This is a genomic window from Marinobacterium sediminicola (genome assembly GCF_022343685.1).
Lineage (GTDB): Bacteria > Pseudomonadota > Gammaproteobacteria > Pseudomonadales > Balneatricaceae > Marinobacterium > Marinobacterium sediminicola.
The window spans coordinates 3,248,957-3,273,350 of sequence record NZ_CP092123.1 but is presented as its reverse complement, the minus strand read 5'-3'; the positions used below and the strand labels follow the sequence as shown (position 1 = coordinate 3,273,350).

Here is a 24,394-nt window from a genome sequence, read left to right as displayed (position 1 = left end):
AATCCCTACACCCATCTGACCATCCGGCTTTCCGTCGGGCCTAGAGTGCAGACACTACGTTTGCTATCAACTGCACAAGGAGTCGGGTCATGAACATCTTCAACCCTTTAAAACGCGGGATAAGCGCACTTTGGCTGCTGCTGTGCCTGCCGCTGCTGGCGCAGGCACAGGAGGTCAAGCTGGATCTGAGTCTGGCGACGCCGGTCATGACGGCCAACGCCGCGCAAAAGGCCTATATCAAAATCTCACTGGATGGCTTCGCGCTGGAGGGCCATGCCGAACGCACGCCCGCCAATGTGGCGATCGTGCTGGACCGCTCCGGTTCCATGGGCGGCGACAAGATCCGCCACGCCCGCGAGGCGGCGATCATGGCGATCGGGCGTCTGGATGCGCGTGATATTGTCTCGGTGGTGGCCTATGACTCTCAGGTGGAGGTGGTGGTGCCCGCCACCCGTCTGTCTGATCGTGAGCCGGTATATCGTGCGGTGCGCCAGATCCGGGCCGGAGGCAATACGGCGCTGTTTGCCGGGGTCAGCAAGGGGGCGCAGGAGCTGCGCAAGTTTCTCGATCTGAACCGGGTCAATCGAGTCATCCTGCTGTCCGATGGGCTGGCCAACGTGGGTCCCCAGTCGCCGTCCGAACTGGGACGCCTGGGGCAGTCGCTGGCCAAGGAGGGCATCAGTGTCACCACCATCGGCCTTGGGCTGGGCTATAACGAGGACCTGATGACCCAGCTGGCGGGCATGAGTGACGGCAACCATGCCTTTGTGGAAAACGCCGCCGATCTGGCGCGCATCTTCCAGTACGAGTTCGGTGACGTGATGTCGGTGGTGGCACAGGATCTGATCATCGAGATCCGCTGCCTCAACGGCGTACGCCCGCTGCGCCTGCTGGGCCGCGAAGGCGAGGTCGTCGGGGACCGGGTGCGTACCCGCCTGAACCAGCTGTACAGCGAGCAGGAAAAGTATCTGGTGCTGGAAGTCGAAGTGCCGGCGCAGCAGGCGGGCCGCGAACTGGAGCTGGCCAGCGTGCAGGTCGACTACGCCAATCTGGCGACACGCCAGACCGACCGTCTGGGCGGGCGCATACTGGCCAGTTTCAGTGCCTCTGAAGAAGAGGTACAACAGGCGGTGGATAAACCGGCCCTGGAATCGGCGGTGGAGCAGGTGGCGAATGAGTACAGCCGTGAGGCGGTCGAGCGCCGGGATCGCGGGGATGTGGCGGGTGCCAGAAGCCTGCTGGAAAAAAGCGCCGAGTTTCTGGGGTCCCAGGCGCAGGCGCTGAGTTCACCCCGGCTGGAGGCCCAGAAAGAGGAGGCGCTTGAGGATGCAGATGCGATATCCTCGGAGGACGACTGGAATCGTCAGCGCAAGGAGTTGCGTGAGAAGCAATACAAGCGTGCGACCCAGCAAAGCTATTAACTGAGCTGCTCACCGGGGTTTGCGTGATGTTCAAATCCTGGGTTGATTCGGGAGAGCCATGAAATACCGCGCCGTGCTGTTGCTGATCCTGCTGGTGTTGCTGCCCCTGCTGCTGACGGGCTGGCTGGGGTATCGTCTGCAGCAGAACGAGCAGCAGCTGGTTGGCATGCAGCTGCAGAAGCTGATCGAGCAACAGCTGGAGTCGGTGGATCAACAGCTGCAGACGCATTTCCAGCAGCTGGAACGTCTGCTGCGGCGTCAGGCCAGCGATCTCTACCAGCTGGCGGACCCGGACTATTCAGCCGAACAGCTGCGCCGTTTTGTCAAAAGTTCGGCCCAGGTACAGCAGCTGTTTGTACTCGGGGCCGATGATCAGCGCCATTTTCCGCCGCGCCATCAACCGCTGAGTCTGGATGAACAGCGTCTGGTCGAACGGCTGCAGCCACTGTGGCAGTCACCGGGGCTGTTTCGCCCCACCGATGGCGACCCGGTGGCGGCCCTGAACCAGAATGAGTCGGCCCCGGCTGCAGCCGCCGAACGCCAGCGTTTGCTGGCGCCGGCACTGTCCGGGTCGGCGGATTACTTTGCCAGCGGCCAGCTGGTGCAGCGTGCGCCGGCCGAGTTGTCGGCGCCGATCAATGATTATGCCGCCAAGGCGGAGTCCTTCACCCGCCGCGCACCGGCTGCCCCCGCTGTGAGCCGGTCTGCCGAGAGAGCTGAATCGGTCGAATCAGAGGCGGCGGCAGCATCGATTGCCGCAACAGCCGATATCGCCGTGCCTGAAACGACGGCGAGCGGCTGGATCGCCTGGTACGTGGATGCCAGGCTGCTGCATGTTTTCTGGTGGCGTGATCCGGCGGGGCGCACGCTGGGGTTCGTCCTCAATGATGCCCGTTTGCTGTCCGACCTGATCAACCGCCTGCCGGATGCCGCAGCCGGCAGCGAGGCGCTGGGGGATGCGCAGATTCGTCTGCTCGACAGTCAGGGCAGTCCGCTGTACAGCTGGGGCCAGTATCAGGGCAAGGGGCCTGCGCTGCGCAGCCTCGGCTTGAGCCACCCGCTGGGCAGCTGGAGTCTGGAATACCATGCACCGGCGCTGCAACAGGCAGCCGCCCCCCTCTGGCTGACGCTGGTGGCGCCGTTGGTGCTGCTGGGCGCCGGGCTGGCAGCGCTGGGCTATGGACTCTATCGTGAACAGCGACGTGAGCTGGAGCTGGCCGCGCAGAGGGTCAACTTCGTCAATCAGGTGTCCCACGAACTGAAAACGCCGCTGACCAATGTGCGCCTGTACGCCGAAATGCTGGAGCAGCGTCTCGAAGGCGAGGAGGACGCGGCGGTGAGCCGCTATCTGGGGGTGATCACTAACGAAAGCCAGCGCCTGTCGCGGTTGATCGAAAACGTGCTCAGCTTTGCCCGCCTGCAACGCCAGCAGCTGCCACCGGCACCGGAAAGCGCTGACCCGGATGAACAGATCGAACGCATTCTGGGCACCTTTGCTCCGCTGCTGCGCCAGCGCGGCATAGAACCCCGCTTCGAACCGGGCATCGGTCAATGCATGCACTACGATCCGGCCACGCTGGAGCAGATTCTCAACAACCTGCTCAGCAACTGCGAGAAATATGCGCCGGACAGCGGCGAACTGCAGTTGCGCTCATGGCGGGAGGGCACCTCGCTCTGTGTGCGGGTACAGGATGCCGGTCCCGGGATCGATGCCGCTGACGCCGCCCGCGTATTTGAACCCTTCTACCGCAGCAGCAGCCGACTGACCGATGGTATCACCGGTACGGGCATCGGCCTGGGGCTGGCGCGGGATCTGGCCCGTGCACATGGTGGTGACCTTACTCTGGAAGCCAGCGAGCAGGGCGCGCGCTTCCTGATTCGACTGGAGGCCGAGAGATGAAGATTCTGATCGCCGAGGACGACCTCAATATTCGCCTGGGGCTCAAGGACCTGCTGGAGGCCGAAGGCTATGAGTGCCTGGAAGCGGCGGACGGCGAGCAGGCGTGGAGCCTCTACCGCGAGCAGATCGCCGAGCAGGCGGCCCCGGCGCTGGTGCTGCTCGATATCATGATGCCCAAACTGGATGGCTATGCGCTTTGTCGCCGCATCCGTCAACAGGACCAGCAGCTGCCGGTGATCTTCATTACCGCCAAGTCGGAGGAGATCGATCAGGTACTGGGGCTGGAACTGGGCGCCGATGACTACATCAAGAAGCCGTTTGGCAGCCGCGAAGTGATCGCGCGCATCCGTGCCGTCACCCGCCGCTGTCTGACGCAGAGGGCGTCCGCACAGGAAGCCGCAAGCTTCCATATGGCTGATCTGCAGGTGTTCCCCGATCAGTTGCGCGCCGAGCGCGCGGGCCAGAAAATCGACCTGAGCCTGAGGGACCTGCGCATTCTGCAGCATCTGCATCGCAATCGCGGCCGGGTACTGAGCCGAGACGAGCTGTTCGATGCCGGTTGGGGCCGGGAGTATCTGCCCAGCAGCCGCACGCTGGATCAGCATATCTCCAAGCTGCGCAAGGCGGTGGAGCAGGACGCCCAGGCGCCGCAGATCATCGTTACCGTGCATGGAGTCGGCTACCGATTTGATGGTTAATCCGGGCCTTCGGGTCCAAGCGGGCAGGCATTTCGGGCTGTTCTTGTACAGTTGCGAAAAGCACTGCCATGCTGTGAACGTATGCATTCAATCTCAATTGACGAGGTGGCAAGATGAAAATCGGACTGGCTGTACTGATGGGACTGACACTGGCATTTGGCGGGCTGGTGCAGGCGGCACATCATGAAGGTGGCAAGGAGAAGTCGCGTGACATGCCGGCGCAGAGCTATGAAGAGCAGCGCGAGGAAATGAAGCAGGAGCGCGAAGAGATGCGCGAGGAGCGCAAGGAGCAGGATCAGCTCTATCATGACGAGCGCAAGCAGGACGGCGAAGCCTATCGCGGGGAGCGCAAGCTTGAGGGCGAGATGCACCGCGAAGAGCGGAAAGGTAAATAAGCAGGCGCTGCAGTGCCGGGAGCGGAAACATCGTCCACCGGCATAACCGGCAGCGCAGCATTTTTGTCTTGGGGAGAGTCTATGTCCGGCTGCGGCTGTGAAATGGAAGCGCGTAATGCGCAGGAACGGAAGACGCTGCTGATTGTACTGGCGATCAATGCGCTGATGTTTGTGTTCGAGTTCGGGCTGGGCTGGCTGGCCCAGTCCACCGGACTGATCGCCGACTCGCTGGACATGCTGGCGGACGCCTCGGTCTACGCCATCAGTCTCTACGCGATTGGCCGCAGCGAGTTGCTCAAGCGCCGTTCGGCGCGGCTGAGCGGCTTGATGCAGATCGGACTGGCAGCACTGGTGCTGGTCGATGTGGTGCGCCGTTTCATCTACGGTAGTGAACCGGTCAGCACACTGATGATGTCGGTCGGGCTGGTGGCGCTGATTGCCAACGTCATCTGCCTGAGCCTGATCATGAAGCATCGGGACGGCGGCGTGCATATGCGCGCGTCACTGATTTTTTCCGCAAATGATGTCATCGCCAATGCCGGTGTCATCCTGTCCGGTGCGCTGGTCTGGTGGCTGGGTAGCCGCCTGCCGGACTTGCTGATCGGCCTGGTGATCGCGTTGCTGGTGCTGCACGGCGGTATCCGCATTCTCAGGGAAGCGGCCGAGGATGAAGACGGTTGTCAGGAGGGACGATGACTAATCTGCATGACGATATCCCGGCTGAACTGCCGCAGGAGGTGTTTACCGACCTGCTCAACGCCGGCACGGTCCGCATAGAACGCATACTGTCGCACGGCCAGACCTCGCCCGACTCGGGCTGGTATGACCAGGACGAACACGAATGGGTGCTGGTGTTGCAGGGCGGCGGTGAGCTGACCTTCGACAACGGCGACTCGATTCGGCTGGGCCCCGGCGACTACCTGAATATTCCTGCCCATACCCGCCACCGGGTCAGCTGGACCGATTCTGAGCTAACCACGATCTGGCTGGCGGTGTTCTACCGCTGAAACCGGTTCGGGTTTCAGAATGGAGTGTCTGCTGTTTGGCGAGTAAAATGGGATTTCATAAGGACACTGTGGATAAAAAACGACTAAACAACCGTTTTTTGTCGCAACGCAGTCCTCGGGGCTTCAGTCCGAGCACGCTTTGTGGGACAGTGTTGCATCCAGGCAGCAGTGATGAAAAAAACAGGGTTCGATGAGCAAACTGAATATTCTGGTCGTAGATGACGCCCGTTTTATCCGTGAGCGCGTAACCTCCATGGTGCGCGAAGCCTTCCCCGACTTCAATGTGCAGGCGGTGGAAAATGGTTTGCAGGCACGGCAGGCGATGCAGCAGAAAGCCTATGACCTGATCCTGTGTGACTGGGAAATGCCTGAAATGAGCGGGCTGGAAGTCCTGCAATGGACCCGCGCTCAGGACAGCTACAAAACCACCCCCTTCCTCATGGTGACCAGCCGTGGCGAGCGCGAGTACGTGCTCAAGGCCATTCAGGCCGGCGTCAATGACTATCTAGGCAAGCCGTTCACCCGCGAGCAGCTGGTGCAGAAGATGGTCAAGGCGCTGAGCAAGCGTCAGCAGTTGAGCCCCGAGCAGCAGGCCCGTGCGTCGGCGATGCTGGCGGCCGACCAACAGAAAAAGACGACCAGTGCGGCCCCGAAAACCCAGGCCAAGCCGAAGGGGCTGGCCCAGCTGCGTAACAGCCACCAGACTTTCCGCTGTGCCATCAAGGATCTCAACCTGCGTGAGGTCAAGGTGGTCATCAAGAATGAAGGCGTGTTCCCGCAGGTGCTGGAGCAGGTCGTGGTCGATATCGAGCAGCTTTCCGGTGACAGCGTTGCACGGATCAACGGCTTCGTGACCTCGGTGCAGGCCACGGAACAAAAGCTGGATGCGTCTTACGTGGATGTGCGCGTCAGCTTCATGGACGACGACCCTGACAAGCTGGCGCATTTGTCCAAATATATTGCCAGCGTTCGCTGACACGGGAGGTCGTGATGAGCCGTTCACTGCTGCGTCTGGGGTTTTTGACCCTGTTGCTGCTGGGAGGCTGTGCGGCCCCACCTCCGCCCCCTGTCAAGGTGGTGACCGAGCCTCAGATTGAACCTCTGACACTGAATCTGGTGCCTGTTTATGATCGTCAGACCGGCGTGGTACTGGCACAGGCGCTGGTCCGTCACTATCTGCAGGGCCCTCACTATCGCATGTCGACGCCGTTGCTGCTGACGCAGCAGTACCGCGCCGGTACTGAACTCCATACTCCCGATGCCCGTCGGTTGATGGTGACCTATCACAGTGATCAAGACTGGGGCAGCCTGGCCGTGACGGCGGGGCAGGGCAGTATCATGAACGCCTTTCGAGTGCAGCGCGACGGTGAGCAGGGCTATGCATTGGTGCTCAAGCGCGTACGTATCTGTCTCAACACCGGAGCGGATCGCGCACCGAGTTGGCAGGGTGGGCGCTGGGAATTCTCATCCCTTAAACCGGGCCGATTTGAATGCAGCGGCCAGACCAAGGGCTCGCTGTTCCAGCTGGGCTCGGGCCTGCCTGGGGTACTGGGTCCCTATGCCGAAGCCGGTGATACCGTGCTTTATGCCCGCGACTGGAGTACCCTGCAGCAAATCGCCAGCCTGCTGGCGCACCAGTTTCCGCACCTGAAGGTGCCCCGAGTTCACTAACGCCGCCAATGAGCGGCGTCCGTTCCGGAATCGCTTATGCTCAGTTATCAGCACGGCTTCCATGCCGGCAACTTCGCCGATGTGCACAAACATCTGGTCCTGACCCTGCTGCTCCAGTCCCTGAATCGCAAGGCCAAGCCCTGGAGTTACCTGGAAACCCATGGTGGCCGTGCCCGTTATGACCTGAGCAGCGAACAGGCGTTGAAGACCGGTGAGTTCCGTGACGGTATCGCCCGTCTCTGGCAGCAGCCGGTTCCCGAAGCCGTGCAGGAGTATCTGGAGCAGGTGGCCAAGGTCAATGCTGGCGAGGCGCTGACCACCTATCCCGGCTCGCCCCTGCTGGCGGCACAGATGGCCCGTGACGCGGACAACATCAACATCATGGAGCTGCACCCTGCCGAAGCCGAGGCGCTGAAGGGCGTTTTCCGTCAGGATACACGGGTAGCCGTGCATCACCGCGATGGTTATGAGGGCGTGCTGGCACTGTTGCCACCCAAGCCCAATCGGGGTGTGGTACTGATTGACCCGTCCTTTGAGGTCAAGCAGGAATACCGGCAGCTGGTGCGTTTCGTCAACAAGGCCTGCAAGCGCTGGCCCAACGGCTGCTTTGCGATCTGGTACCCGCTGTTACCGGCAGATCTCTGGCGACAGATGAAGCAGGAGCTGGCTGAGAGCGGGATTCGCAAGATCCTTTGCAGTGAGCTGGAAGTGGCTTCGGCTGATGGCGAGCGGGGGATGTATGGCAGCGGTATGCTGGTGATCAACCCGCCCTGGCAGCTGGACCAGACGTTGGCCGAGGTTTCGCCCTGGCTGGTGGAGCAGCTGCAGGTAGAGGCGGGCTGCGGTACCTGGCGCGTGGACTGGCTGGTACCGGAATAAGGCTGAGCAATCGGCGCTTAGTAGAGCGCCTTCTCGTCACGTACGACGTCGATCAGAAGCTCAAGAAAGAGGCGGTCGGCGTCACTGTGTTCAACCGGAATCTTGACGTTGGTGGTGGAGGTCAGCTCGTCGGCGATCAGGACGTGGGCATTTTTGTCGTTGAAGTGCTTGCGCGCGATCTCCAGCGCCCGTTCACTGATCTCCGGTTCCACCAGCACCTTGCGGATAAAGCGCAGCAGCTCGTTGATGACGCGCTCCTTGTTTTTAATCTCGGCAATACTCATCTTGTGCTCTCCGGCAAAGAAACTGAAGTCGCACCTACTATACCGCCAATAACGGGCAACGCCCAGCCTATGCCTTTAGTGGTAAATCGCTCCCCATAGGGTAAGTAGGCGGTTGATCGAATATTGTCAAGGTGCGAAAATGCATGGCTATTTGTTTCCAGGCTTGCGGTGGTAGGAAATCCCGAGACCGCGGGTGGTTTTAAGCGCTACCCGGCTTAAGTCTCAGACAGGTCTGTTGGGCAAGAAGATCCTCGCCCGACCAGCACCCGAACACGGCCATCGTTATCTCCCGTCAGGGAAGGTCGCGGTTGCGACAACATCAGACCGCGAGCGGACGTGTTCATCGTTGCAGAAACGCTGAAACTGTTACACCGGCAGGGTGCCGGTGCTGAGTAGAGGGTACAACAGTGGAATTACTTTCAGGCGCAGAAATGGTGGTACGCGCCCTCAAAGACGAGGGTGTTAAGTACATCTACGGCTATCCGGGCGGCTCGTTGCTACACGTGTACGATGCGCTGTTCCAGCAGGAAGATGTACAGCACGTTCTGGTGCGCCATGAGCAAGCTGCAACTCACATGGCGGATGCTTATGCGCGTGCTACCGGCAAGGCCGGCGTCGCGCTGGTGACATCCGGCCCGGGTGCAACCAACGCCATTACCGGCATTGCGACCGCATTTACCGACTCCATCCCGATGGTGGTGATCACCGGCCAGGTCATGAGCCACCTGATTGGTGAAGATGCGTTCCAGGAAACCGACATGCTGGGCATTTCCCGCCCGGTGGTGAAGCACAACTTCAGCGTACAGCGTCCGGAAGATATTCCGACCATCGTACGCAAGGCGTTCCACATCGCCGAAAGCGGTCGTCCGGGTCCGGTCGTGATCGATATCCCCAAGGATATGACCACTCCGACCGAGCGTTACCCGTACGAATATCCCAAGCAGGTGAAAATGCGTTCCTATACGCCGATCACCCGTGGTCACAGCGGCCAGATCAAGAAGGCAACCGATCTGCTGTTGAACGCCAAGCGTCCGGTGATCTATACCGGCGGTGGTGTCATCCTGGGCGGTGCCAGCGATGAACTGACCGAGCTGTCTCGTCTGCTCAACTTCCCGGTAACCAACACCCTGATGGGCTTGGGCGGTTTCCCGGGTACGGATCGCCAGTTCATTGGCATGCTGGGCATGCATGGCAGCTACGAAGCCAACATGGCGATGCACCATGCCGACCTGATCCTGGCTGTGGGCGCACGCTTCGATGACCGTGTGACCAACGCCACCGACAAGTTCTGTCCGACGGCGAAGATCATTCACATCGATATCGATCCGGCGTCCATCTCCAAGACCGTTCAGGCGGATATCCCCATTGTGGGTCCGGCCAAGGTGGTTCTGGAAGAGATGATTCAGCTGGTCAAGGGCAGCAAGAAGCAGCCGGATGCGGATGCCCTGAGTGCCTGGTGGCAGCAGATCGACGAGTGGCGTCAGCGTCACGGCGGTCGTTACCGCACCGATGACTCCGAGCTGATGAAGCCGCAGCAGGTCATCGAGATGCTGAGCAAGGTCACCAACGGGGATGCTTTCGTGACCTCGGATGTGGGTCAGCACCAGATGTTCGCGGCGCAGTACTACAAGTTCAACAAGCCGAACCGCTGGATCAACTCCGGTGGTCTGGGCACCATGGGCTTCGGTCTGCCGGCGGCCATGGGTGTGAAAATGAACTTCCCGGATGCCGACGTGGCCTGTGTCACCGGCGAGGGCAGTATCCAGATGAACATTCAGGAACTCTCCACCTGCAAGCAGTATGACCTGCCGGTGAAGATTCTCTGCCTGAACAACCAGTCGCTGGGCATGGTTCGCCAGTGGCAGGACATGAACTACGAGTCCCGCCACTCCCAGTCCTACATGAAGTCGCTGCCGGACTTCATCAAGCTGGTTGAAGCCTATGGGCATGTGGGCATGAAGGTCGACAAGTATGCCGACCTTGAAGGTGCCATGCGTGAAGCCTTCGCGCTGAAGGACCGTCTGGTATTCATGGATATCGCGGTCGATCCGTTCGAGCACGTTTATCCGATGCAGGTACCCCGTGGTTCCATGCGTGACATGTGGCTGAGCAAGACAGAGAGGACCTGAGCATGCGCCATATCATTTCAGTCCTGATGGAGAACGAACCGGGTGCCCTGTCGCGCGTGGTAGGTCTGTTCTCCCAGCGTAACTTCAATATCGAGTCGCTCACCGTGGCGCCGACCGAAGACGCGACCCTGTCGCGTCTGACCGTGACCACCATCGGCAATGACCGTGTGGTGGAACAGATCACCAAGCAGCTGAACAAGCTGATTGACGTGGTCAAGGTGGTCGATCTGTCCGAAGGCGAGCACATCGAGCGCGAAGTGATGATGATCAAGCTGAAGGCCAGTGGCCAGATGCGTGCGGAGATCAAGCGTACCTGCGATATCTTCCGTGGTCAGATCATCGACGTGACCCCGACTACCTACACCGTGCAGCTGGTGGGTGCATCCGACAAGCTGGATGCCTTCATCAACGCGCTGGGCAGCGCTTCCATCATGGAAGTGGTGCGCTCCGGTGTGTGTGGTATTGCACGTGGCGAGAAGGTGCTGAGCCTCTAAGGCCCGACCGGTCGCCACAAAAAAACCGCTGCCCGTGCAAACGGCCAGCGGTTTTTTATTGCCTCAGGGCGTGTTGCCTTAGTGAGCATCCAGCTGGTTGCGCTTCTCCTGCCGCCACAGCACCCAGCCCGCGATCAGGACTGCCAGTGTTACCAGACCTACGATGATGGTAGCCAGGGCGTTGATCTCGGGGCTGACTCCCAGACGGACACTGGAGTACACCACCATCGGCAGGGTCGTGGAGCCGGGACCGGACACGAAGCTGGCGACGACCAGGTCATCCAGTGACAGCGTAAAGGCCAGCAGCCATCCTGCGATCAGTGACGGTGCAATGATCGGCAGGGTGATGGCAAAAAAGACCTTGATGGGGCGTGCTCCCAGATCCAGTGCGGCTTCTTCCAGCGACAGATCCATGTGTGCCAATCGACTCTGTACCACTACGGTGACATACGCCATGGCGAAGGTGGTATGGGCGATGACGATGGTGGTCATGCCGCGCCCGGCAGGCCAGCCAATCACCGTTTCCATGGCCACGAACAGCAGCAGCAGTGACAGGCCGATAATCACTTCCGGCATCACCAGTGGCGCGGTGACCATCACTTCCAGTGAGCCGCGGCCACGGAAGCGGCGAAAGCGCACCAGGGCCAGAGCGGCCAGCGTGCCCAGAATAACCGCCAGAGTGGCGGTCAGGGCCGCGATGCGAACACTGAGCCAGGCCGCGCTGAGCAGCGGGCCGTTGTTGAGCAATTCGCCGTACCATTTGGTGCTGAACCCTCCCCAGACGGTCACCAGTCGACTCTCGTTGAACGAGTAAACGATCAGGCTGACGATCGGAATATAGAGGAAGGCATAGCCGAACAGCAGAATGGTGATCAGCAGTGGCAGTCGTCGGTTCATGCGGCAGCCTCCTCTGCGCGGCGCTCGAAGTGACGCAGCAGCACAAACGGCAGAATCAGCGCCACCAGCAGCAGCGCGGCCAGCGAGGACGCCAGCGGCCAGTCCTTGTTATTGAAGAATTCGATCCACATCAGCTTGCCCAGCATCAGCGTATCCGGCCCACCCAGCAGGTCGGGGATGACGAACTCGCCCATCACCGGAATGAACACCAGCATGGCCCCTGCCAGTACGCCCGGCATCGACAACGGCAGGGTGATCAGCAGGAACTGCTTCCACGGGCGGCAGCCCAGGTCAGCCGCCGCTTCGAGCAGGGTCAAATCCAGCCGGATCAGCGTGGCATAGAGCGGCAACACTACGAACGGCAGGTAGTTGTAGACGACGCCGATATAGACCGCGAGCGGGGTGTGCATAATCTCCAGTGGGCTGTCGATCAGGCCCAGTCCCATCAGCAGGTTGTTGAGCAGACCGTTGCCCTTGAGAATGCCGATCCAGGCGTAGATCCGGATCAGGAAGGAGGTCCAGAAGGGCAGAATGATCAGCATCAGCAAAGGCAAACGCCAGTGTGACGGCGAACGAGCGATCGCATAGGCCATGGGGTAGCCGATCAGCAAGCACAACAGGGTGGAGACCGTGGCCACCTTGAGTGAGCCGAGCAGCGCACTCAGGTAGAGCGAATCCTCCAGCAGCAGCTGGTAATTGCTGAAATTGACCACGATGGTAACGAAACCGTCCTCGATTTCGCGGATCAGGTCCAGATAGGGCGGCTGCGCCAGAATCGGCTCGGACAGACTGATCTTGAGCACGAACAGAAACGGCAGCAGGAAAAACAGTGCCAGCCAGAACCAGGGGACGGCGATGATCAGATTACGCGCCGGGGGCAGGTACTGTTTCAGCTTCATTCGGTCAGTACCCCGCAGCTGTTGGCAGACCAGCCCAACAGCACCTCCTCGTCCCAGGTCAGTGGCTGTTCGGCCAGCGCCTGTACGTTCGACTGGGTGAACTGAACCCGTTTGCCGCTGGCCAGCTCCACGTGGTAGATGGACACGTCGCCCAGGTAGGCGATCTCCTTGATCACGCCGCGTAACTGGTTGGGTGCATCGGCGTCCAGATGGCTGATGACGCGCACCTTTTCCGGACGCAGGGCGAGGGTGACCTCCATGCCTGGTACCAGTGGCTGACTGTGACGGACCAGCAATTGGCCGCCCGCCTCGTCACACTGCACCAGCACCTGATCATCGTCCTGCTGCACCACATAGCCTTCGAACAGGTTTACCGAGCCGATGAAGCTGGCGGCATAACGGGTGGACGGGAATTCGTACAGGCGACGCGGCGGGTCCACCTGTTCGATACGGCCCTCATGCATCAGGGCGATACGCGAGGACATGGTCATCGCCTCTTCCTGATCATGCGTGACCACGATAAAGGTGATACCCAGACGTTCCTGAATGTTGACCAGCTCGAACTGGGTCTGTTCGCGCAGTTTCTTGTCCAGCGCGCCCAGTGGCTCGTCCAGCAACAGGATCTTCGGATGCTTGGCCAGTGCCCGGGCCAGAGCGACACGCTGACGCTGTCCACCGGACAACTGGTGAGGCTTGCGCTGGGCGAGCTTGTCGATCTGCACCAGGGCCATCATCTCGGCCACGCGCTCCTGGCGCTCGGCCTTGGCCATGCCTTCCTGTTTCAGGCCGAAGGCGATGTTGTCCGCAACGTTCATGTGCGGGAACAGAGCGTAGGACTGAAACATCATGTTGACCGGGCGTTCATAGGGCGGGATGTCGGTGACATCCTGGCCATCGATGAAGATGCGGCCGCTGGTGGGGGTTTCGAAGCCGGCCAGCATGCGCAGCAGGGTGGTTTTGCCACAGCCGGAAGATCCGAGCAGGGAGAAAAATTCGCCCTGATGGATATGCAGGCTGACATCGTCAACGGCATAGAAGGAGCCGAAGCGTTTGGTGACATTCTCGATACGAACGATCGGTTCGCCTTCCGGTGCCTGCCAGGGCTCCTCGGGCTTGAACTGACGAACACTTGCCATGGGTGGAGAGATCTCCCGATAAAAAGACGCCCCTGATGTCAGGGGCGTCTCAGGTTCAGGTGGTCGGATTTACTGGCCGGTCTTGACGCGGGTCCAGGTGCGGTTCATGTCACGCATCTCGCGCTCTGATGGTGTTTTCAGCACGATCAGTTTCTCGCGTGTCTGTTCGGGCGGGTAGATACCGGCATCGTTGCGGATCTCCTCATCGACCAGATCGGTGGCTGCTGTGTTAGCGTTGGCATAAGCCACATAGTTGGTGATCGGCGCGATCACTTCCGGCTTGAGCAGGAAGTCGATGAACTGGTGTGCGGCTGCCGGGTTCGGAGCATCGGCCGGTACTACCATCACATCGGTCCAGACCACGGCACCCTCGGATGGCACCGCATAGGCCACTTCGACACCGTTGCCGGCTTCGGCGGCACGGTCGCGGGCCTGAAGCACATCGCCAGAGTAGCCGTGGGCCACGCAGAGGTCACCGTTGGCCAGGTCGTTGATGTACTGGGAGCTGTGGAAGTAGCGGATATGCGGACGAATGGCGCTGATCGTGTCAGCGGCTTCGTTGATTGCTGACTTGCTGAAGTCATCAGTGGGCAGACCCTTGTAGGCGCGGGCTGCTACGAAAACTTCCGTGGGGTCATCCATCAGGCTGACGCCGCATTCGGCCAGTTTGGCTACGATTTCCGGGTCGAACACCAGACGCCAGGTATCCAGCGGCATGTCGTCACCCAGGATTTCACGAACCTTGTTCACGTTGTAACCGATGCCGGTGGTACCCCACATGTAGGGCACCAGGTGCTTGTTGTCAGCATCGATATCCGCCAGTGATGCCATGATCACCGGGTCCAGGTTACCCAGATTGCTCAGCTTGCTCTTGTCCAAAGGCTGATACAGGCCGGCCTTGATGTGACGATCCGCAAAGGGACGTGCTGTCGGGAACGCCAGGTCATAGCCGCTGCGACCGGCCAGCAGTTTGGCCTCCAGCACTTCATTGGAATCGTATACGTCATAGACCACCTTGATACCCGTTTGCTGCTCAAACTGAGCAATCGTATCTTCGGCGATATAGTCCGACCAGTTATAGACATGCAGCTCTTCAGCGCTGCTTGCGGCTGCGCCACTCAGCATCAGAGCGGGTAACAGGTATTTGATTCCATTGAACATTTTTTTCATCGCCTTGGATCTCCGGCAACGCTGTGAATGGCAGGGAAATGGGCATCCCCAGGGTGATGTGGCTGCGATCGCAGCGGACACGCTTCAAAGCGAGAATATGGAGTAAAAAACCGCTAAAAAAAAGTATTTTTTGCGCACTGAATAAACTTTTATTCATCGCGGTCCGTACCCTCTTGGGTATTGTTATCGCAACCTGAGTGACGCAGTTGTCTATAGTGTTGGCAGTATAAACGGAGGAATGCATCCATGTGTGATATCAAGGGCTGTGGCTCCAAACCGGTGGCAGAGCTGCCGACGATCTCGATCGAGCAGCGCCGCCGTTTCCTGAAAGGCATGCTGGCGCTGCCACTGGCGGTGGTCTTGGCTGACCCTCTGCTGGCTCAGGCTGCCGGTCAGCGTACCCAAAAGGTTGAGTTGCCTCTGAGTACCGGCAGTGAGGCAGGTGCGCACCTGGCGATCCCCGAGGGTGAAGGGCCTTTCCCCGCCGTCGTATTGATTCATGAATGGTGGGGGCTGAACGACCAGATCAAGGCGGTAGCGGCGGAGCTGGCCGAGCAGGGGTTCATCGCGCTGGCGGTGGACCTGTATGGCGGCAAGGTGGCCGATACCCGAGAAGGTGCCATGGCACTCAAGAACGCGGTTGATCCGGCCGTGGCAACCTCAACCCTGACGGGCTGGATCGACTGGTTGCGCCAACATGAGTTGAGCAATGGTCGGGTCGGGACGCTGGGCTGGTGTTTCGGTGGCGGCTGGTCACTGGATGCCTCTCTGGCAACCCCGGTGGATGCCACGATCATCTATTACGGCAATGTGCGCCGTACGCCTGAACAGCTGGCGTCGTTGCAGGGGCCGGTACAGGGGCATTTCGGCACCCTGGACAAGAGTATCGACGAAGAGATGGTGGGCAGTTTCGAGCGGGCGATGGCGAAGGCCGGTAAAGACCAGCTGCAGATACACTGGTATGTCGCGGATCATGCCTTTGCCAACCCCACCGGTGCCCGCTATGACGAAGAAAATGCGGCGCTGTCCTGGTCCCGTTCACTGGCTTTCCTGCATCAGCATCTGGGCGGCCTCTGATCAGAACGGGAAGAGTAATGGCGTCAGCGTCAGGGTCAGCACCAGTGCCAGCAGCTGCAGGGGAATACCGACGCGGGCGAAGTCGGCAAAACGGTAGTTGCCCGGTGCCAACACCAGCGTATTGACCGGTGAAGCGATGGGGGTCGCAAAAGCGGTCGATGCTGCAATGGCCACTGAAATCATTACCGGCTCAGGGTTGATGCCGAGCAGCTGGGCGGTGCTGAGTGCTACCGGCGCCACCAGCACCGTAGTGGCGGTATTGGAGATGAACTGACTCAGCAGCGATGTGATCAGGAACATACTGGCACAGAGCACCAGCGGACTGCTGTTGCCGATCAGGCTGATCAGGTGCTGGACCATAAAGTCCAGGGCGCCGCTGCGTTCCATTGCCAGTGCCATGGGCAGCATGCCGGCGATCAGGATCAGGCTGGTGGCGTTGAGCGAACGGTAGGCTTCCTTCAGGTTGACGCATCCGCTGAGGATCATTCCCAGTGCCGCCAGCAGGATGGCGCTCAGGTTGTCCAGCCAGCCAGTGGTCATGGTGACCAGCATGGCCAGAAGGATGCCCAGTGCCAGCGGGGCGCGGCTGCCATGGGTGGGGATCTCTTCGAGCTCGGGAGGCAGATTGAGCACCACCAGTTCGCGGCCTTGTCCCAGATTGCGGATCCGTTCCCAGCTGCCGGCCAGCAGGAGAGTATCGCCGGCGGCCAGCTCGGTGCTGGCAAAGTGCAGATCACTCAGTTCACGGTTACGGCGCAAGCCGATCACGCTCAGGCCCAGACTCTCTCGCAGCCGCGCCTGTTTGACGGTCTGGCCACACAGCCGAGAGTCTGGTGGCAGCAGGACTTCTGCGAGCCCGGCGCTCTGCTCGAGTCGACTGACATCGCCCGATGGGCAATCGAGGACGCGCAACGCCTGTTCTTCGCAAATACGTTCCAGGCAGGCGTGATCGGCATACACCAGCAGCTGGTCACCGTATTGCATGCGGGTATTGGCCAATACCGGAATCAGGCTCGACAGCCAGCCGCCACTGCGCGAGATTGCGATCAGAGTGACTTCATATTCGGTTCTCAGCGCCGCTTCGGCCGGAGTCTTCTGCGCCAGGGGACTGCCCGGCAGCACTTCCAGCTTGTGCAGCTGACGGGACAGATCATAGCGCTCATAGAGCGCACGTATGCCCTCACGCTCGTCCGCTTCCGGCGAGTGGTCGGGCAGCAGGCGTCGAGCGATCAGGATGAGGTACAACATGCCTGCCACCAGCACCGCAAGACCGATGGGGGTAAAGTCGAAGAAGCTGAAAGGCTCCAGCCCGCTGCTGCGCATCTGACCGCTGACGATGATGTTGGGCGGGGTGCCGATCAGGGTCAGCATGCCGCCGATCAGGGCGGCGAAGGCCAGCGGCATCAACAGCCGCGAAGGCGCAAAGCCCGAGCGCCGGGACAGGCTCATCACCACCGGCAACAACAGGGCGACGGCACCGGTAGAGCTCATGAAGGCGGAGAGCAGCGCTACAACCGGCAGCAGGAAGAGCAACAGACGGGTTTCGCTGTCGCCGCCCACACGCAGCAGCCAGCTGCCGGTCGCGCTGGCAATGCCTGTTCGCAGCAAACCTTCCCCCACAACAAACAGGGCTGCAATCATTACTACCACCGGCTCGCCAAAACCGGAGACGGCTTCGGCCGGGGTGATGATGCCACTCAGTGCCAGAGAGACCACCAGCATCAGGGCGACCAGATCCATGCGTATCCGATCGCTCAGGAAAAGGGCGATAGCGCCACCGAGCAGTGTAAAGACGATCAGCATGTCTGCGGTCATGACAGGGGCTCCAGATGCGAATCGGGCTCCGGGTCCAGCAGGGACCAGAAGGCATGAATGATGGGCGAGCGCAGCTTGCGCTCCTGAGCAAACAGACCGATTTCGTAGGGTTCCAGCGCAGGCTCCACGGGGAGTACTTCTACCCGGTCGGCCAGAGGGCTGTTCTCGAGCACGATCTGGGGCACCACGCCGATGCCAAAGCCCAGGCTTACCATGCTGACGATCGCTTCGTTACCGGTGACCTGAGCGTAGATGTCGGGCTGGATCTGCTGGCTGGCGAACCATTGGTTGATTCGCTCACGGGAGATGCCGCTTTCCGGCAGGATCATCGGCTGGCGACGCCAGTCGTTCTGATTGAGGGTCTGCTCGACCGGGGCTATGAACAGCAAGGGGGTACGGTCCAGTGGCCGGAAGGCAATGCCCGAGGGCAGTTGCGCCGGGCGCGCGGCGATGGATATCTCTTCGCGGCCGCTTTGTACGCGGGCGACGGCATGTTCAGGGTCACCGGTGTGTAACTTGATTTCCACCTGGGGATAGAGGTGACGAAACCGACTCAACAGTGAATAGAGGAAACTGTAACTGGCGGTGACGGAGCAGTAGACGCTGATTTCACCGCGCAGTTCTCCTGCTCCTTCAAGTAGCGAATGCCGGATTTGCTCCCACTGTTGCAGCGTTTCGCGAGCATACTGGGCAAAACGGTTGCCCTCGGCGGTGAGTTCGACGCGTCGGTTGTCACGCAGAAAAAGCTCCACGCCCAGAGACTCCTCCAGCTGCTTGATGGCGCGACTCAGCGTGGAGGGGCTGACATGGCAGGCTTCGCTGCTGCGGCCGAAATGCAGCGTCTCGGCCAGATTCAGGAACAGACGCAGGGAGCGGGTATCCATAGTGTTTCTTTATATGAAATGTAATGTTTCAAATATATCATTTTACGCAACAGGAAGGATCCCTTAATGTAGCCACCATTGCTATAGTCATTGCGGCTAGACGCACACGAATCCCAATCTTCAAGTCAAAGGATCAGAACCATGCAGGTTTATTACGATAAAGACTGTGATCTCTCCATCATCCAGGGCAAGAAAGTATCCATCATCGGTTACGGTTCTCAGGGCCACGCGCATGCATGCAACCTGAAAGACTCCGGTGTTGACGTGACCGTTGGTCTGCGTGCCGGCTCTTCTTCCCGTGCCAAGGCTGAAGCTCACGGTCTGAAAGTCGCTGACGTGGCTGACGCTGTTGCTTCTGCTGATCTGGTGATGATCCTGACTCCGGACGAATTCCAGGGCCAGCTGTACAAGGAAGAGATCGAGCCGAACATCAAGCAGGGCGCTACCCTGGCATTCGCTCATGGTTTCTCCGTTCACTACAACCAGGTTGAGCCGCGTGCCGACCTGGACGTGATCATGATCGCGCCGAAGGCTCCTGGCCACACTGTACGTAACGAATTCGTCAAGGGCGGTGGTATCCCCGACCTGATCGCGATCTTCCGTGACGTTTCCGGCACTGCCAAAGAAGTGGCCCTGTCTTACGCCATGGGTGTTGGTGGTGGCCGTTCAGGTATCATCGAAACCACTTTCAAGGACGAGACTGAAACCGACCTGTTCGGTGAACAGGCTGTTCTCTGTGGTGGTGCGGTTGAGCTGGTTAAAATGGGCTTCGAAACTCTGGTTGAAGCTGGCTATGCTCCTGAAATGGCGTACTTCGAGTGTCTGCACGAACTGAAACTGATCGTAGACCTGATGTACGAAGGCGGTATCGCCAACATGAACTACTCCATCTCCAACAATGCCGAGTACGGTGAGTACGTAACCGGTCCGGAGGTGATCAATGAACAGTCCCGTGCAGCAATGCGCAATGCACTGAAGCGCATCCAGGATGGCGAATACGCCAAGATGTTCATCGCGGAAGGTCAGACCAACTATCCGTCCATGACTGCACGTCGTCGTAACAATGCCGCTCACCCGATCGAGCAGACCGGTGAGAAACTGCGTGCGATGATGCCGTGGATCGCAGCCAACAAGCTGGTCGACAAAGAAAAGAACTGATGCACTGAACGCATCCTTTCTCCACTGCCGGGCTCATGCCCGGCAGTTTTCGTTATAGGGTTTCCCTCGTTATTCTCCCTGCTCAAATCTTGCCTGCATTAATATGGTGCAGGATGGCACCACTGTTGATCATCTCCTGTCATAAAACTGTTACCAGAACTAAGCAAAAGCTGTGCTACCTTGAATAGGCGTAAGGATTGCATGGATTTGGCACGGTCGCTGCAAAGCAATGGTGATGACCGGTTGCCGTTGATTTCCGGTCTCTCCTTCCAAAGTATGACGCCGAGATCACCTTTAATTGATCCAGGTCGTAAATTGGATTCTGAGTGCTTGAACTCTGCTGGTCCCGTGCTATCAATGATTGCCACTAATAAAAATAACATGATGATAGTGTGAGCACGGACTTGTGCGGTGACCGGATGCAGCACTCGCTATCATCAGTCAAGGAAGCGTTCATTATGTCTACTATCGATTTTTCTGCTCTGTGTGAGCAGGCGAAAGCCTATTCCGGATTTGAACCTGAAGATGCCGCTATCCTGGCCCAGGAAGCTTCCCGCCTTGAGCCCCACCTGAAAACGATCACCGATGCGTTTTACACTGAGTTGCAAACCATTCCTGAGGCGTTGCCGTTCCTTGAGGGCCGTATCGATGCGCTGAAAACGACGCACACCGCTTGGCTTTCCAAGATATTCCATGGTCCCTATGACGCCGAGTTTGCGGCTTACATGCATCAGGTCGGTGTGGTTCATGTGCAGGTGAAACTGCCGGAGAAGTTCATGACCAGTGGCATTGGTCTGATTAACAAGCACCTGATTCCATTGCTGCCTCAGATCTACAAGGATGAACCGGAAATGGTTGGCCCCTTGCTCAAGGCGCTCAATGCAGCGACCAGTTTCTGCCTGTTGATCATGCTGGAGTCCTATCGAGGTCATGAGCTTGAACGCTTCATGGAAGTGACCGGCATCAGCCGGGTTCTGTATAACAATCTGGCGGCGGCCTATCGTAATTCCCGCGAACGCGCCGCCTGATAACGTTTTGAATCGAGTTTAGCCCGCCGCTTTCATCTTCCAGCCTCCTGCCGCCGACTGTCGGGAGGAGGCGCCTCTTGACAGTTGTACCGATTCGTAACACATTCGATTACACCCATTTTCGCAACGGAGTGGTGCATGCGACAGCATGTACCTGGCCGCAAGGACGATTATATCAATGCGACAGATCGACTTTTCTCAGCTCAATCATCAGGCCAAGCAGTTTTCAGGATTTGAACCCGAAGATGAACAGGTGCTGATGCAGGCGCATGCTCTGCTGACCGGGGAGCTGGACCGTGTTACCGATGCCTTCTATCAGGAACTGGGGCGTATCGAGGAAGCCCAGCCCTTTCTGGAGGGGCGGCTGGAGGCACTCAAAAGCACCCACCGGCGATGGCTGGAGCGCATTTTCTCAGGGCCTTATGATGAGGATTTTGCTGCCTACATGCACCATGTCGGTGTAGTGCATGTGCAGGTGCGCCTGCCGGAACGATTCATGGCCAGCGGCATCGGTCTGATCGGCAAGCACCTTATTCCTGTGTTGACCGAAGTCTGCGGCGCGGACCTCGATCGGCTAAGCAGTCTGATGAAAGCAGTCAACGCAGTCACGACCTACTGTCTGATTATCATGCAGGTGTCATACCGAGAACACGAGCTGGCTCGTTTCATGGATGTGACCGGCATTAGTGAAGCGCTCTACGCCAATCTGGCGGCCGCCTACCGTGAAAAGAACGGCAGTTCGTCTAACCAATAGCTCCTCGGCACCAGGTTCAGCTGCAAATACTCCAGTGGGCCTGGACGTACATCCTTGATATTTGGAATAACCGTGCGAGAATGGCGGGCTTTTAATCGCCGCTCGTTACGGTTCCATTTCAACCTTATTTTTCAAGGATGTACTCATATGAGTCAGATCAACTTCGCGGCTCTGTGTGAGCGTGGCAAGGCATGCTCAGGGTTTGATGCAGAAGACGAACAGGTACTTATCGCCGAAGGTGCCAAACTGAAACCCTATCTGGCGGACGTGACCGAGCGGTTTTATCAGGACCTGCAGCAGATTCCGGCAACGGCCCCGTTCCTTGAGGGGCGACTGGATGCGCTCAAAGCCACCCACATAGCCTGGCTCGAGACCGTATTCAGCGGACCTTATGACGCCGATTTTGCTGCGCGGATGCACAAGGTGGGTGAGGTGCATGTGAAGGTCAAGTTGCCGGTTGAATTCATGTCCAGTGGCACTTTGCTGATCAAGAAACATCTGATCCCTATCCTGACGCAAGTCTATGCCGGTGATGTCGAACTGCTTGGGCGCATGGTCAAGGCGGTCAACGGGGTAACCGGGTTTTGCCTGATCATCATGCAGGAGTCCTATCAGAGTTCTTTGCTGGCGCAGGAACTGGACAAGTTCATGGCGATTACCGGTATCAGTCGTGCCTTGTTCAACAATCTTGCCGCGGCCTACAAGGATGATGAGGGCAGTGCTGCAGCCTGATGACATTGGGCTTGAGAGCCACTGTCGAGTAGAATGCAGATTCAGCGTTTTGACAGAGGTTACATCATGAATGATCAGCCACAGGAACCGGTAACAGAGCCCGAAAAAGGGGCGGAGCAGGCAGCCTCGGCCTCCAGTCCACATCGTCGTCGTGGTGTGTACTTGTTGCCAAACCTGTTTACGACCGGTGCGCTGTTTTCAGGCTTTTATGCCATCGTGGCTGGTATGAACGGCCAGTTCGAGTCGGCGGCCATCGCCATTTTTGTGGCCATGCTGCTGGACGGGCTTGATGGGCGTGTCGCGCGCATGACCAATACCCAGAGCCAGTTCGGGGCCGAGTATGACTCTCTCTCGGACATGGTTTCCTTTGGTGTTGCGCCGGCGCTGGTGGCCTATAACTGGGCGCTGGGCGATATCGGCAAGCTGGGCTTTTTTGCTGCCTTCATTTACGCCGCCGGCGGGGCGCTGCGGCTGGCCCGTTTCAATACCCAGATCGGATCCGTCGACAAACGCTACTTTATCGGCCTGCCCAGTCCGGCGGCCGCTGCTACTGTGGCCGGTCTGGTGTGGGTATGCAGCGAGTACAGTGTCGATGTGGCTGGCTGGGAGTACCCGATTGCGCTGTTCGTGGCCTTGGCCGGGGTGCTGATGGTCAGTAATACCCTGTACTACAGCTTCAAGGATGTGGACTTTCGCGGCAAGGTGCCGTTCTGGATTCTGGCGGTTATCGTGCTTTGTCTCGGGATTATCTCGATCAGTACCTCGGTATCCCTATGGGCACTGTTCCTCTGCTACAGCCTTTCAGGGCCCCTGCTGTGGGTCTGGCGGCGTTCTCGTCAACGCGCATAAATATAAAAAAGCAGGCTCCGGCCTGCTTTTTTATTGCCTGTGTGGGCAAAAAGGGAACCGGCTTCGTATGCTTTGTCTAACAGTGCGTAGTATGACAGGAGTTTCCCATGTTGATTCGCAAAGCCCCCGATATCGCCCCTTCAGAGATTACGCCAGAGTCGATCTACCGACAGCGTCGTCAATTCATTAAGGGACTTGCTGCAGGGAGTGCGCTGTTGATGAGTGGGCCTGCAGCGGCACTGTCCGGCAGTGCGCGGGAGGATGAAGGCCTGCGTGCAACAGGACCTGAATGGCTGCAAAAGAAGCTTGAGGCTGCGACCGCCTCGACGGAATTTTCCACGGCAGAGAAGCTTACGCCCTTCGAGCATGTGACCAGCTACAACAACTTCTACGAATTCGGCTTGGGCAAGTCTGATCCGAAAGCCTATGCTCAGGGGTTGCGAACTGATCCCTGGAGCGTTGAGGTCAGCGGCGCAGTTCATAAGCCAGGCCGCTATCATCTTGAGGACCTGCTCAAGGGGGTTGATCTGGAGGAACGAATCTACCGCCTGCGTTGCGTCGAAGCCTGGTCAATGGTGATTCCATGGGTGGGCTTCCCGCTGGCCTCGCTGCTTAAACGATTCGAACCGACCGGCAGTTCGCGTTACGTGGCGTTTACCACCCTGCATGATCCTGAACAGATGCCGGGGCAGCGTTCCCGCTTCGGTACCATCGACTGGCCCTACGTGGAAGGGTTGCGAATGGACGAGGCGATGCATCCACTGACGATCCTTGCCGTTGGAGTGTACGGCAGTGCGCTGCCCTCTCAGAACGGTGCGCCTCTGCGGCTGGTAGTGCCGTGGAAGTATGGTTTCAAGAGTATCAAGTCGATCGTGCGTATCCATCTCGCTGAACAGATGCCGCCGACCAGCTGGAATCGCACGGCACCTCAGGAGTACGGTTTCTACGCCAATGTGAATCCGGCTGTGGATCACCCTCGTTGGAGTCAGTCTACGGAGCGGCGTTTACCGTCTTCACTGTTCAGTCCCAATATCATCGATACCCAACCGTTCAACGGCTATTCCGAGCAGGTCGCCCATCTTTACAGTGGTATGGACTTGAACAAATGGTATTGAGC

General features: G+C 59.0%; 26 protein-coding genes. 18 read left to right on the top strand and 8 right to left on the bottom strand.

Translation table 11 applies throughout. The features are described 5' to 3' along the window. Window positions 1-89 precede the first annotated feature (89 nt). The 9 genes from LN244_RS14925 to LN244_RS14885 all read left to right on the top strand — a co-directional run bounded on the left by LN244_RS14925 (window position 90) and on the right by LN244_RS14885 (window position 7,971). Window positions 90-1,421 (top strand): vWA domain-containing protein, encoded by a 1,332-nt coding sequence (locus tag LN244_RS14925; RefSeq protein ID WP_239040562.1) that lies wholly within the window; start codon window positions 90-92, stop codon window positions 1,419-1,421. Between the two features lie 58 nt (window positions 1,422-1,479). After that, window positions 1,480-3,321, top strand: a complete 1,842-nt coding sequence (locus LN244_RS14920; RefSeq protein WP_239040561.1) for a sensor histidine kinase — start codon at window positions 1,480-1,482, stop codon at window positions 3,319-3,321. Then, window positions 3,318-4,019: a response regulator transcription factor gene (locus LN244_RS14915; RefSeq protein WP_239040560.1), complete on the top strand. Its 702-nt coding sequence runs from the start codon at window positions 3,318-3,320 to the stop codon at window positions 4,017-4,019. Before LN244_RS14920 ends, LN244_RS14915 begins: the two co-directional genes overlap by 4 nt. Before the next feature lie 113 nt (window positions 4,020-4,132). Beyond that, window positions 4,133-4,414, top strand: coding sequence for a hypothetical protein (locus tag LN244_RS14910; RefSeq protein ID WP_239040559.1), 282 nt, complete (start codon window positions 4,133-4,135; stop codon window positions 4,412-4,414). 81 nt (window positions 4,415-4,495) lie between these two features. Continuing rightward, window positions 4,496-5,110: a cation diffusion facilitator family transporter gene (locus LN244_RS14905; RefSeq protein WP_239040558.1), complete on the top strand. Its 615-nt coding sequence runs from the start codon at window positions 4,496-4,498 to the stop codon at window positions 5,108-5,110. Next, window positions 5,107-5,421, top strand: coding sequence for a cupin domain-containing protein (locus LN244_RS14900; protein ID WP_239040557.1), 315 nt, complete (start codon window positions 5,107-5,109; stop codon window positions 5,419-5,421). Before LN244_RS14905 ends, LN244_RS14900 begins: the two co-directional genes overlap by 4 nt. 190 nt (window positions 5,422-5,611) lie before the next feature. Continuing rightward, the gene (locus tag LN244_RS14895; RefSeq protein ID WP_239040556.1) at window positions 5,612-6,397 is read left to right on the top strand and encodes a response regulator; all 786 of its coding nucleotides are present in this window, start codon (window positions 5,612-5,614) and stop codon (window positions 6,395-6,397) included. 14 nt (window positions 6,398-6,411) lie between these two features. Continuing rightward, window positions 6,412-7,092, top strand: coding sequence for a hypothetical protein (locus LN244_RS14890; RefSeq protein ID WP_239040555.1), 681 nt, complete (start codon window positions 6,412-6,414; stop codon window positions 7,090-7,092). A gap of 36 nt (window positions 7,093-7,128) precedes the next feature. Then, window positions 7,129-7,971, top strand: a complete 843-nt coding sequence (locus LN244_RS14885) for a 23S rRNA (adenine(2030)-N(6))-methyltransferase RlmJ (RefSeq protein ID WP_239040554.1) — start codon at window positions 7,129-7,131, stop codon at window positions 7,969-7,971. A 17-nt stretch (window positions 7,972-7,988) separates the two neighbouring features. On the opposite strand, the gene LN244_RS14880 is transcribed toward LN244_RS14885, so the two are convergent. Further along, a complete protein-coding gene (locus LN244_RS14880) occupies window positions 7,989-8,255 on the bottom strand; it encodes a hypothetical protein (protein ID WP_239040553.1) in 267 nt (88 codons plus the stop codon). A 407-nt stretch (window positions 8,256-8,662) separates the two neighbouring features. Between LN244_RS14880 and LN244_RS14875 the strand changes: the two genes are divergently transcribed. Beyond that, window positions 8,663-10,384 (top strand): acetolactate synthase 3 large subunit, encoded by a 1,722-nt coding sequence (locus LN244_RS14875; protein ID WP_239040552.1) that lies wholly within the window; start codon window positions 8,663-8,665, stop codon window positions 10,382-10,384. Between the two features lie 2 nt (window positions 10,385-10,386). After that, window positions 10,387-10,878, top strand: a complete 492-nt coding sequence (gene ilvN, locus LN244_RS14870; protein ID WP_239040551.1) for an acetolactate synthase small subunit — start codon at window positions 10,387-10,389, stop codon at window positions 10,876-10,878. A 78-nt stretch (window positions 10,879-10,956) separates the two neighbouring features. On the opposite strand, the gene LN244_RS14865 is transcribed toward ilvN, so the two are convergent. From LN244_RS14865 to LN244_RS14845, 5 genes are all read right to left on the bottom strand, one after another. Beyond that, complete coding sequence (locus LN244_RS14865; protein WP_239040550.1) at window positions 10,957-11,775, bottom strand: ABC transporter permease subunit; 819 nt, start codon at window positions 11,773-11,775, stop codon at window positions 10,957-10,959. Continuing rightward, entirely contained in the window at window positions 11,772-12,674 is a 903-nt protein-coding gene (locus tag LN244_RS14860) for an ABC transporter permease subunit (RefSeq protein ID WP_239040549.1), read from the bottom strand. The genes LN244_RS14865 and LN244_RS14860 overlap by 4 nt, the downstream gene beginning before the upstream one ends. Then, a complete protein-coding gene (locus LN244_RS14855) occupies window positions 12,671-13,810 on the bottom strand; it encodes an ABC transporter ATP-binding protein (protein ID WP_239040548.1) in 1,140 nt (379 codons plus the stop codon). Before LN244_RS14855 ends, LN244_RS14860 begins: the two co-directional genes overlap by 4 nt. 69 nt (window positions 13,811-13,879) lie before the next feature. Next, window positions 13,880-14,980 carry a polyamine ABC transporter substrate-binding protein gene (locus LN244_RS14850; protein ID WP_239040547.1) on the bottom strand — a complete coding sequence of 367 codons (1,101 nt, stop codon included), beginning with the start codon at window positions 14,978-14,980 and terminating at the stop codon, window positions 13,880-13,882. After that, window positions 14,904-15,137, bottom strand: coding sequence for a hypothetical protein (locus tag LN244_RS14845; protein ID WP_239040546.1), 234 nt, complete (start codon window positions 15,135-15,137; stop codon window positions 14,904-14,906). The genes LN244_RS14850 and LN244_RS14845 overlap by 77 nt, the downstream gene beginning before the upstream one ends. A gap of 89 nt (window positions 15,138-15,226) precedes the next feature. On the opposite strand from LN244_RS14845, the gene LN244_RS14840 reads away from it, so the two are divergent. Next, window positions 15,227-16,057, top strand: a complete 831-nt coding sequence (locus tag LN244_RS14840) for a dienelactone hydrolase family protein (RefSeq protein ID WP_239040545.1) — start codon at window positions 15,227-15,229, stop codon at window positions 16,055-16,057. Here the strand turns inward: LN244_RS14840 and LN244_RS14835 are convergent, their stop codons facing one another. Next, window positions 16,058-17,872, bottom strand: a complete 1,815-nt coding sequence (locus LN244_RS14835) for an SLC13 family permease (protein WP_239040544.1) — start codon at window positions 17,870-17,872, stop codon at window positions 16,058-16,060. After that, on the bottom strand, window positions 17,869-18,756 hold the full coding sequence (gene ilvY, locus LN244_RS14830) for an HTH-type transcriptional activator IlvY (protein WP_239040543.1): 888 nt from the start codon (window positions 18,754-18,756) through the stop codon (window positions 17,869-17,871). The genes LN244_RS14835 and ilvY overlap by 4 nt, the downstream gene beginning before the upstream one ends. A gap of 132 nt (window positions 18,757-18,888) precedes the next feature. Here ilvY and ilvC point away from each other — a divergent pair, with 132 nt between their 5' ends. The 6 genes from ilvC (at window position 18,889) to msrP (ending at window position 24,392) form a co-directional block, all read left to right on the top strand. Beyond that, on the top strand, window positions 18,889-19,914 hold the full coding sequence (ilvC, locus tag LN244_RS14825) for a ketol-acid reductoisomerase (RefSeq protein WP_275424724.1): 1,026 nt from the start codon (window positions 18,889-18,891) through the stop codon (window positions 19,912-19,914). A 458-nt stretch (window positions 19,915-20,372) separates the two neighbouring features. After that, on the top strand, window positions 20,373-20,942 hold the full coding sequence (locus tag LN244_RS14820; RefSeq protein ID WP_239040541.1) for a protoglobin domain-containing protein: 570 nt from the start codon (window positions 20,373-20,375) through the stop codon (window positions 20,940-20,942). Window positions 20,943-21,120: 178 nt separating this feature from the next. Further along, window positions 21,121-21,696 carry a protoglobin domain-containing protein gene (locus LN244_RS14815; protein WP_239040540.1) on the top strand — a complete coding sequence of 192 codons (576 nt, stop codon included), beginning with the start codon at window positions 21,121-21,123 and terminating at the stop codon, window positions 21,694-21,696. Between the two features lie 147 nt (window positions 21,697-21,843). Next, window positions 21,844-22,428, top strand: a complete 585-nt coding sequence (locus LN244_RS14810) for a protoglobin domain-containing protein (RefSeq protein WP_239040539.1) — start codon at window positions 21,844-21,846, stop codon at window positions 22,426-22,428. A 66-nt stretch (window positions 22,429-22,494) separates the two neighbouring features. Then, on the top strand, window positions 22,495-23,277 hold the full coding sequence (gene pssA / locus LN244_RS14805) for a CDP-diacylglycerol--serine O-phosphatidyltransferase (RefSeq protein ID WP_239040538.1): 783 nt from the start codon (window positions 22,495-22,497) through the stop codon (window positions 23,275-23,277). Window positions 23,278-23,384: 107 nt separating this feature from the next. Beyond that, entirely contained in the window at window positions 23,385-24,392 is a 1,008-nt protein-coding gene (msrP, locus tag LN244_RS14800; protein WP_239040537.1) for a protein-methionine-sulfoxide reductase catalytic subunit MsrP, read from the top strand. Window positions 24,393-24,394: the final 2 nt, after the last annotated feature.

What these genes read in the sequence shown, in the direction of transcription:
- LN244_RS14835 (WP_239040544.1), bottom strand. Translation starts at nt 17,872, where the DNA reads ATGACCGCAGACATGCTGATCGTCTTTACACTGCTCGGTGGCGCTATC.
- LN244_RS14850 (WP_239040547.1), bottom strand. Translation starts at nt 14,980, where the DNA reads ATGAAAAAAATGTTCAATGGAATCAAATACCTGTTACCCGCTCTGATG.
- LN244_RS14915 (WP_239040560.1), top strand. Translation starts at nt 3,318, where the DNA reads ATGAAGATTCTGATCGCCGAGGACGACCTCAATATTCGCCTGGGGCTC.
- msrP (WP_239040537.1), top strand. Translation starts at nt 23,385, where the DNA reads ATGTTGATTCGCAAAGCCCCCGATATCGCCCCTTCAGAGATTACGCCA.
- LN244_RS14860 (WP_239040549.1), bottom strand. Translation starts at nt 12,674, where the DNA reads ATGAAGCTGAAACAGTACCTGCCCCCGGCGCGTAATCTGATCATCGCC.
- LN244_RS14880 (WP_239040553.1), bottom strand. Translation starts at nt 8,255, where the DNA reads ATGAGTATTGCCGAGATTAAAAACAAGGAGCGCGTCATCAACGAGCTG.
- LN244_RS14925 (WP_239040562.1), top strand. Translation starts at nt 90, where the DNA reads ATGAACATCTTCAACCCTTTAAAACGCGGGATAAGCGCACTTTGGCTG.
- LN244_RS14885 (WP_239040554.1), top strand. Translation starts at nt 7,129, where the DNA reads ATGCTCAGTTATCAGCACGGCTTCCATGCCGGCAACTTCGCCGATGTG.
- LN244_RS14900 (WP_239040557.1), top strand. Translation starts at nt 5,107, where the DNA reads ATGACTAATCTGCATGACGATATCCCGGCTGAACTGCCGCAGGAGGTG.
- ilvN (WP_239040551.1), top strand. Translation starts at nt 10,387, where the DNA reads ATGCGCCATATCATTTCAGTCCTGATGGAGAACGAACCGGGTGCCCTG.
- LN244_RS14920 (WP_239040561.1), top strand. Translation starts at nt 1,480, where the DNA reads ATGAAATACCGCGCCGTGCTGTTGCTGATCCTGCTGGTGTTGCTGCCC.
- pssA (WP_239040538.1), top strand. Translation starts at nt 22,495, where the DNA reads ATGAATGATCAGCCACAGGAACCGGTAACAGAGCCCGAAAAAGGGGCG.
- LN244_RS14840 (WP_239040545.1), top strand. Translation starts at nt 15,227, where the DNA reads ATGTGTGATATCAAGGGCTGTGGCTCCAAACCGGTGGCAGAGCTGCCG.
- LN244_RS14810 (WP_239040539.1), top strand. Translation starts at nt 21,844, where the DNA reads ATGAGTCAGATCAACTTCGCGGCTCTGTGTGAGCGTGGCAAGGCATGC.
- LN244_RS14820 (WP_239040541.1), top strand. Translation starts at nt 20,373, where the DNA reads ATGTCTACTATCGATTTTTCTGCTCTGTGTGAGCAGGCGAAAGCCTAT.
- LN244_RS14910 (WP_239040559.1), top strand. Translation starts at nt 4,133, where the DNA reads ATGAAAATCGGACTGGCTGTACTGATGGGACTGACACTGGCATTTGGC.
- LN244_RS14865 (WP_239040550.1), bottom strand. Translation starts at nt 11,775, where the DNA reads ATGAACCGACGACTGCCACTGCTGATCACCATTCTGCTGTTCGGCTAT.
- LN244_RS14855 (WP_239040548.1), bottom strand. Translation starts at nt 13,810, where the DNA reads ATGGCAAGTGTTCGTCAGTTCAAGCCCGAGGAGCCCTGGCAGGCACCG.
- LN244_RS14890 (WP_239040555.1), top strand. Translation starts at nt 6,412, where the DNA reads ATGAGCCGTTCACTGCTGCGTCTGGGGTTTTTGACCCTGTTGCTGCTG.
- LN244_RS14905 (WP_239040558.1), top strand. Translation starts at nt 4,496, where the DNA reads ATGTCCGGCTGCGGCTGTGAAATGGAAGCGCGTAATGCGCAGGAACGG.
- ilvY (WP_239040543.1), bottom strand. Translation starts at nt 18,756, where the DNA reads ATGGATACCCGCTCCCTGCGTCTGTTCCTGAATCTGGCCGAGACGCTG.
- LN244_RS14815 (WP_239040540.1), top strand. Translation starts at nt 21,121, where the DNA reads ATGCGACAGATCGACTTTTCTCAGCTCAATCATCAGGCCAAGCAGTTT.
- LN244_RS14845 (WP_239040546.1), bottom strand. Translation starts at nt 15,137, where the DNA reads ATGAATAAAAGTTTATTCAGTGCGCAAAAAATACTTTTTTTTAGCGGT.
- LN244_RS14895 (WP_239040556.1), top strand. Translation starts at nt 5,612, where the DNA reads ATGAGCAAACTGAATATTCTGGTCGTAGATGACGCCCGTTTTATCCGT.